Raw genomic sequence first — 7,507 nt, forward strand, 5'->3', positions numbered from 1 at the left:
GGTTGCGCCCTTAAGGCCAAGCTCTACATTCGTCGCAGAACCGGTTGCGGTTTTCGCGGCCGGAGGGAGAGCCTGACATGTTCGACACCGCCAGCCTCGGCGCGCATGCGCCGCGCGTCCTCAGCGTCCTGCGTATGGTCTCCGGCCTGCTCCTGACCCTGCACGGGACCCAGAAGCATTTCAGCTTCCCCGCCCGCGAGGGGCCGGCTCCGGACGCCTTCAGCCAGATGTGGCTCGGCGGCTGGATCGAGATCATCACCGGCCTGCTGATCCTGCTGGGGCTGTTCACCCGTCCGGCGGCGTTCCTGGCGTCCGGCACCATGGCCGTCGCCTACTGGCAGTTCCACGCCCCCGGAAACCTGTACCCCACTCTGAACGGCGGCGACGCGGCGATCCTGTACTGCTTCGTCTTCTTCTACCTGATCTTCTCGGGCCCCGGCCCCTGGAGCCTGGACGCAGCCCTGCGCAAGCGCGCCTAGCACCGATCTGGCGCCCCCGGGCCTATCCGGGGGCCCTCGACCTCAGTTCTTCAGCCGGTAGCCGGTCTTGAAGATCCAGGCGACGATAGTCAGGCAGACCGCCAGAAAGCCGCAGATGGCCAGCAGGCTGATCTCCACCGGCACGTCGCCCCTGCCGTAGAAGGTCCAGCGGAAGCCCGAGATCAGATAGACGATCGGATTGAACAGGCTGACCGTCCGCCACAGGCCCGGCAGCATGTCGATCGAATAGAAGGCGCCGCCCAGAAACGTCAGGGGCGTCACGATCAGCATGGGCACCGCATTCAGCTCCTCAAACCCCTTGGCCCAGACGCCGAGGATGAAGCCGAACAGCGAGAAGCTGAGCGCCGTCAAGACCAGGAAGGCCAGCATCAGGGCCGGGTGTTCGATCCTCAGCGGGGTGAACAGGGCCGCGGTCCCCAGGATGATCAGGCCCAGGATCACCGACTTGGTCGCCGCCGCCCCGACATAGGCGGTGACCAGCTCGAAGGGCGACACCGGGGCCGACAGCACCTCGTAGATCGTGCCGGTGAACTTCGGGAAGTAGATGGCGAAGGACGCGTTGAAGAGGCTGTTGGTGAACAGGCTCAGCATGATGAGGCCGGGCACGATGAAGGCGCCGTAGGCCGTGCCGTCGACCTCGTTCATCCGGCTGCCGATAGCCGCGCCGAAGACCACGAAATAGAGCGAGGTGGTCACGACCGGGGTGACCAGGCTCTGCCACAGGGTGCGGCGCGCCCGCGCCATCTCGAACTTGTAGAGCGCCGCGACGGCGTGTCCGTTGAAGGGCATCAGGCCGCCTCCTCGCGCCGATGGACGAGGTCCACGAAGATGTCCTCCAGCGAGCTCTGGCGGGTGTTCAGGTCCTTGAAGCCGATCCCGAGGTCGGCGAGCCGGCGCAGCAGGGAGGGCACGCCCGTTCGCTCGGCTGTGGCGTCGAAGACGTATTCGAGCTCATTGCCCTCGTCCTTCAGCTCGAGGACCCAGTCGGAAAGCCCCTCGGGCAGCGCCGCCAGCGGCTCCTGCAGCTGGAGCGTCAGGGTCTTCTTGCCCAGCTTCTTCATCAGGGCGGTCTTTTCGTCGACAACGATCAGCCGGCCCTTGGAGATCACCCCGACCCGGTCGGCCATCTCTTCGGCTTCCTCGATATAGTGGGTGGTCAGGATGACGGTGACGCCCTGCTCTCGGAGGTCCCGCACCAGGTTCCACATGTCGCGGCGCAGCTCGACGTCCACGCCGGCGGTCGGCTCGTCGAGGAAGAGGATGGTCGGCTCGTGCGACAGGGCCTTGGCGATCAGCACCCGGCGCTTCATGCCGCCCGACAGCGTCATGATCTTGTCGTTGCGCTTGTCCCACAGGCTGAGCGCGCGAAGGACCTTCTCGATGTGCGCCGGATTGGGCGCCTTGCCGAACAGGCCGCGGCTCAGCGAGACGGTCGACCAGACGCTCTCGAAGGCGTCGGTGGTCAGTTCCTGCGGGACCAGGCCGATGCGAGCGCGCGTCTCGCGATAGTCCTTCTGGGTGTCGAAGCCATCGGCCGTGACCTTTCCCGCCGACGGCGTGACGATGCCGCAGACGATCGAGATCAGCGTCGTCTTGCCGGCGCCGTTGGGGCCCAGCAGGGCGAAGATCTCGCCCTTCTGGATGTCGAGGTCGGTCGGCTCGAGCGCGACCACGCCGGTGGCGTAGGTCTTGGCCAGCCCCCGGATCGAGAGAATGGGTTCCATACGGCTCAGGTAGGCCGCGGCCCCGCTGGACTCAACCCTCTAGAAAACAGGGATATTAGCCGCCGCCGATCGCCGCCATCGCCAGACCGGTCGCCCAGCCCGCCGCGGTGCCGACGATGTAGCCCAGCACCGCCAGCAGCACGCCGACCGGCGCCAGGGACGGATGGAAGGCCGCCGCCGCCACCGGGGCGCTCGCTGCGCCGCCGATGTTGGCCATGGAGCCGACGCCGAGGAAGAAGCTCGGCGCCCGGATCAGGCGCGCCACGGTGAACATCAGGATCACGTGGACCAGCATCCAGACCCCGCCGATCAGGAAGTAGACGGGCGTGTCCAGAATGGCCGCGATGTTCATGTTCAGGCCGACGGTCGCCACCAGGATGTAGACGAACACCGAGCCGACCTTGGAGGCGCCCGGCCCTTGCAGCTTCTTGACCGGGGTGAAGGACAGCAGCACCCCGATGATCGTGGCGACCAGCACCAGCCAGAAGAAGCTGGAGTCGAGCGACAGACGGTCGAGCTGCGGATAGGTCTCCCCAAACCAGGTCGCGAGCGGATCGGCGATGGCGTGGGCGGCGCCCACCGCGCCGAAGCCGACCGCCAGGATCAGCATGAGGTCCTTGAGCACCGGGATGCGGGCGTTGGCCTGCTCGATGGCCTCGGCCTTGGCGCGCACCTCCTCGACCACCGACGAGTCGGCCTTCAGCCAGCGGTCGACCCTCACCTGGTTGGCGGCGATCCACAGGACCACGGCCATCCAGATGTTGGCCACGATGACGTCCACGGCGATCCAGATCGAAAAGACGTCCGGTCCCGCCCCGAAGATCTCGTAGAGCGCCGCCTGGTTGGCCGAGCCGCCGATCCAGCTGCCGGCGACCGTGGCCATGCCGCGCCAGATCGCCTCCGGCCCGCTCCCCAGCAGCTCCGGCGCCAGCACGCTGGTCAGGAAGATGGCGATGGGGCCACCGATCATCACGCCGATGGTGCCGGTGAAGAACATGATCAGCGCCTTGGGACCCAGCCGCATCGTGCTGGGCAGGTCCGCCGACAGGGTCAGCAACACCAGCGCCGCCGGCAGCAGGTAGCGCGAGGCCACGAAATAGAGCTGCGATTCCTCCGGATCGATCACCCCGAAGGTCGTCAGCAGGCTCGGCAGGAAATAGCAGAGCAGCAGCGGCGGGATGATGCCGAAGAACTTCTGGACCGCGCCGTTCTTCAGGCCGGAGGCCCAGAAGACGAACCCGAGGATGAGAGCCAGCAGGCCAAAGGCCACGGCGTCGTTGGTGACCAGCGCTGTGGTCTGGGCGGCGGCGTCTTCCATGAGGGCTCCGTTTCGTCGCTCGAACTCGACCATAAACCCGCCCAAGGACGATCAGGCAAGCGCAGGCCATTGCGGAATCCCGTCCGGCGCTCGATCTTGAGCCGATAACGGGGCGAGGCCGCGCATGCGTTTTCTGAATTCCTTGAGCGGCCGTGTGCTCCTGTCGCTGGCCTTCGGCCTCGGCCTCGGCGCCTGGCTGCACGCCTCCAGCGAGCCCCTGCCCTGGCTGGTCTCGACCGCCGAAGCGATCGGCGGCGTCTGGCTGGGCGGCCTGCAGATGACGGTGGTGCCGCTGGTGCTGGCGCTGCTGGTCGTCGGCGTGGCGGCCGTGTCCAACGCCCTGGCGGCCGGACGGCTGACCGCGCGGGCGATCGCCTGGTTCACCGCCCTTCTGGTCGCCGCCATCACCCTGACCCTGGTCGGCGTTCAGGCGGCCCTGGCGCTCTGGCCGGTCGATCCGCTCAGCGCCCAGGCCCTGGTCGCCGGAGCCCCCGGCGTGGAGGAAGGCCAGGGCGCCCAGGCCCTGGAGTTCGGCGCCTGGCTCCGGTCGCTGGCGCCGTCGAACCCGGTGTCCGCGGCGGCGGACAACGCCATCCTGCCGCTGGTGATCTTCGCCCTGTTCTTCGCCTTCGCGGTGACGCGCCTGCCGGAGCACCATAGGGAGTTGATCGTCCGGTTCTTCGACGCGATCGCGGACGCCATGATCGTGATCGTGCGCTGGGTGCTGTGGGCCGCGCCGCTCGGCGTCTTCGCCCTCGCCCTGACTCTGGGCCTTCGCGGTGGCCTGGGGTCGACGGGCGCCCTGTTCCACTATGTTCTACTGGTTTCGCTCGGCTGTATCGCCGTCGCCCTGGCCAGCTACCCGCTCGCGGTGATCTTCGGCCGCGTCCCGCTCGGACGCTTCGCGCGCGCCATCGCGCCCGCCCAGGTGGTGGCTTTCTCGACCCAGTCTTCGCTCGCGACCCTGCCGGCCATGGTGGAGCGGGCGCGCGACCACCTCGGCGTGCCCGAGCACGTCGCCGGCCTGGTCCTGCCCCTGGCGGTCGCGGTTTTCCGCCTGACCAGCCCGGTGGCGAACCTGTCGGTCGTGCTGTTCATCTGCCACGTCTCGGGCGTGGAGCCATCTCTGGCCCAGCTGATCGCCGCGGGCGTGGTGGCGTTTGCGGTGTCGATCTCCTCGGTGGGCCTGCCCGGTCAGGTGTCCTTCTTCGTCTCGATCGCGCCGATCTGCCTGGCCATGGGGGCGCCGATCGAGCTCCTGCCGCTGTTGCTGGCGGTGGAGATCATCCCGGACATCTTCCGCACCGTGGGCAATGTCTCGGCCGACCTCGCGGTGACCGCCATCCTCAATCGCGGCGCGGAACCCGCTGAAGGAGCCGAGCCTCCCACGGCGTGATCGCTAGGTCCGGCAGGCGCGTCATGGCCGCCTCCTCGGGTGTGCCGTTGATGATCCAGGCGACCTGCCGTCCGTCGCGCTGGTTCCAGAACAGGCCCGACACCAGCCCGTAGGCCTCGCCGAAATGTCCGCGCCAGTCGTCTGAGCCGGGCCCGAAGAAGGCGTCGCTGACCCCGCCCCCGGCCGCCTGAGCATGCAGGCCATAGCGGGTAATCAGGCCCCGGTCCGTATCGCCGTTCGGAGCGGACGGATCGAAGGACCAGACCGGCTCGCTCATCCGGGCCACGCTCTCGACGGACAGCGGCCCCTGGCCTCGCGAGAACATCATGCCGAGGCGATCGAGGTCGCTCACGCTGGCCCGCAGGCCGCCTTGGGGCGAGAAGGCGAAGCCGTTCTCGCCCGACCGATAGTCGTCTGCCATGATGCCCGGCTGGTCCGGGTCGGGATTGATCCAGACCGCCGGCGCGCCGGCCACTTCGCCGTCGACCTCCGCCGTCCACACACCCTCGACGAGACGGCAGCAGGCCGAGGCCCGGTCGCGCTTGGCCTGGCTCACGCCGCTCCAGTTGTACCCGACATCGAGACCGAGCGGCTCGAACAACAGGCGACGCATCAGCCGGTCGAAGCGTTCGCCGGCGGCGCGCTCCATGACCTGGGCCAGCACCGCCACATTGGCGTCCGCATAAACGAACCAGCCGGGCGGCTGGTCCACCGGTGACCACCAGCTGCCCCCCGCCGCCAGGGCGCCGTCAGGGACCAGGGCTTCCTCGAGCCGTCGGCCCAGCGGCACGGGAAAGGTGTCGCCGTTTCTGAGACCGGCCGTGTGTGAGGCCAGGCGCCTCGCGGTGATCGCCGCGTCGGGAAACAACGGGTGGCGCAGTCGGAATCCGAGCAGGTCCGAGACGTCGTCGTCCAGCGACAGCCCGCCGTCCTCGACCAGCCGCATCAGGCCTGCGGTGGCGATCATCTTGGAGATCGAAGCGACTCTGACGGGCGTATCGACGGTGAAGGGCCTGAACCGGCCCCGATAGACGCCCTGGCCCAGCGCCTCTTCGGTGATTTTCACACCCGTCGCATCGCGCACGATCAGGCCCGCGCCCAACACCGAGCCCGGCTGGTCCGGGTCCACCAGGCTCTCCAGCGCCTGTCGCGCCGAGGCGGGCGCCGCCAGTGCGGCGGCGAGCGCGATCAGGAGCGAGCGGCGGTCCAGCGGCATGGACGCATCGTTCGCGTCGGCGGCGGCAGTACGCAAGCGGATTGCGCGAACCGCCAGGTATCGGCTATCGCCGCGCACATGTCCGAGACTCCGCCCGACCGCCTGTCCAGCAATCCCAACAGCCCCTACTACGACGAGGCCATCCTGATGCGCGGCGTCGGCGTGCGCTTCAACGGCCAGGAAAAGACCAACGTCGACGAGTACTGCGTGTCCGAGGGCTGGGTGAAGCTGGTCGCGGGCAAGGCGCTGGACCGTCAGGGCAATCCCATGACGATCCGCCTCAAGGGCGTGGTCGAGCCGTTCTTCCAGAAAGAGGAACAGGGCTGAGCGCGGCGCGTTTCCCCGGCGACGCTTGATTTTTGGGCGGGTTTGGGGTCTTAGAGGCCTCGCCCTCCCAGGCCCTCCCCCAAGGATTCATGAACGCTAAAGTCCAGCCCGGCTTCGCCGACCGGCTTTCGGCTCAGGCCGAAGCCAAGAAAGCTCTCCTCGCCAAGTTCAAGCCCAAGGCCGCGGTGACCGCCCCTGAGGGCGCCCTGACGCGCGAACAGGTCAAGGCCCAGGAGCGCGAAGCCGCCCGGGTGGCCCGCGCCGAGGCCAAGGCCGCGGCCGAGGAGCTGCGCCGTCAGCAGCAGATGTCGCGCGCCGCCAGCGCGCTCGCGGACGCCCAGGCTGCGCTCGAGGCCAAACGCGCCGCGCGCAAGGACCGCAAGGCCGCCGAGAAGGAAGAAGCCCGCCTGCGCAAGCAGCTCCGCCGGGCCTGATCAGCCTCGTTCGAACAGGGCGATCTCCGCCCCGTGATAGCGGGTCAGGGCGAACTGCGCGTAGCCCAAGCGCTCCGCCAGCCTGACCGAGGGGCCGTTGCCCGGCTCGATCATGCAGACCGTGCGGCCGATGCCGTTTGCGTCCGCCCATGCCAGGACGGCGCGCATGGCCTCCGCCGCGAAACCCTGCCCCTGCGCCCAGGGCGCCAGGCTCCAGCCGGCTTCGGGCGTGTCGCCGAACGGCGGATCGAGATCCCGGCCTCCATTGAGCAGACCGAGGTCGCCGACGTAGCGGCCCTCGTGCGTTCGCGCGCACCAGAAGCCGTAGCCCAACAGCGACCAGAAGCCGCCATATCGCATCAGGCGCGCCCAGGATTCCTCGCGGGTGGACGGCCGCCCGCCAATGAAGCGGACGATCTCCGGATCCGCCCACATTGCGGCCAGATCTTCGAAGTCTGAGAGCGCGTGCCCCTTCAAGACAAGGCGTTCAGTGCGCAGTTCGGGGGCGGCGGCGTGGCGACTCATGACGCCGAGCTTGCCGTGCTCGCAGCCGGTTGGCGAGACGAGGAAGCGGGGCGCCCCCACGGCGGCG

At 68.6% G+C, this 7,507-nt stretch carries 9 protein-coding genes; 4 read left to right on the forward strand and 5 right to left on the reverse strand.

Annotation, left to right across the window (positions count from 1 at the left end; genetic code table 11):
• Positions 1-77: 77 nt before the first annotated feature.
• The gene (locus Q0M60_RS00735; RefSeq protein ID WP_296814679.1) at positions 78-479 is read left to right on the forward strand and encodes a DoxX family protein; all 402 of its coding nucleotides are present in this window, start codon (positions 78-80) and stop codon (positions 477-479) included.
• A gap of 42 nt (positions 480-521) precedes the next feature.
• Here the strand turns inward: Q0M60_RS00735 and Q0M60_RS00740 are convergent, their stop codons facing one another.
• From Q0M60_RS00740 to Q0M60_RS00750, 3 genes are read right to left on the reverse strand one after another with little or no spacing between them, the layout of a single operon-like run.
• Positions 522-1,289, reverse strand: coding sequence for an ABC transporter permease (locus tag Q0M60_RS00740; protein ID WP_296814680.1), 768 nt, complete (start codon positions 1,287-1,289; stop codon positions 522-524).
• Complete coding sequence (locus Q0M60_RS00745; RefSeq protein WP_296814685.1) at positions 1,289-2,224, reverse strand: ABC transporter ATP-binding protein; 936 nt, start codon at positions 2,222-2,224, stop codon at positions 1,289-1,291. Before Q0M60_RS00745 ends, Q0M60_RS00740 begins: the two co-directional genes overlap by 1 nt.
• Before the next feature lie 55 nt (positions 2,225-2,279).
• Positions 2,280-3,542: a DUF819 family protein gene (locus Q0M60_RS00750; RefSeq protein WP_296814687.1), complete on the reverse strand. Its 1,263-nt coding sequence runs from the start codon at positions 3,540-3,542 to the stop codon at positions 2,280-2,282.
• 124 nt (positions 3,543-3,666) lie between these two features.
• On the opposite strand from Q0M60_RS00750, the gene Q0M60_RS00755 reads away from it, so the two are divergent.
• Positions 3,667-4,938 carry a dicarboxylate/amino acid:cation symporter gene (locus Q0M60_RS00755; RefSeq protein ID WP_296814689.1) on the forward strand — a complete coding sequence of 424 codons (1,272 nt, stop codon included), beginning with the start codon at positions 3,667-3,669 and terminating at the stop codon, positions 4,936-4,938.
• On the opposite strand, the gene Q0M60_RS00760 is transcribed toward Q0M60_RS00755, so the two are convergent.
• Positions 4,889-6,190 carry a serine hydrolase gene (locus Q0M60_RS00760; protein ID WP_296814693.1) on the reverse strand — a complete coding sequence of 434 codons (1,302 nt, stop codon included), beginning with the start codon at positions 6,188-6,190 and terminating at the stop codon, positions 4,889-4,891. The genes Q0M60_RS00755 and Q0M60_RS00760 overlap by 50 nt on opposite strands.
• Before the next feature lie 42 nt (positions 6,191-6,232).
• On the opposite strand from Q0M60_RS00760, the gene Q0M60_RS00765 reads away from it, so the two are divergent.
• Both Q0M60_RS00765 and Q0M60_RS00770 read left to right on the forward strand, forming a co-directional pair.
• The gene (locus Q0M60_RS00765; protein ID WP_296814696.1) at positions 6,233-6,481 is read left to right on the forward strand and encodes a DUF3297 family protein; all 249 of its coding nucleotides are present in this window, start codon (positions 6,233-6,235) and stop codon (positions 6,479-6,481) included.
• A gap of 89 nt (positions 6,482-6,570) precedes the next feature.
• The gene (locus Q0M60_RS00770) at positions 6,571-6,915 is read left to right on the forward strand and encodes a DUF6481 family protein (RefSeq protein WP_296814699.1); all 345 of its coding nucleotides are present in this window, start codon (positions 6,571-6,573) and stop codon (positions 6,913-6,915) included.
• Here the strand turns inward: Q0M60_RS00770 and Q0M60_RS00775 are convergent.
• Positions 6,916-7,507 (reverse strand): GNAT family N-acetyltransferase (locus tag Q0M60_RS00775; RefSeq protein WP_366855378.1); only part of this gene is annotated, 592 nt, incomplete at its 5' end.

The organism is Brevundimonas sp. (genome assembly GCF_024711105.1).
Classification (GTDB): domain Bacteria; phylum Pseudomonadota; class Alphaproteobacteria; order Caulobacterales; family Caulobacteraceae; genus Brevundimonas.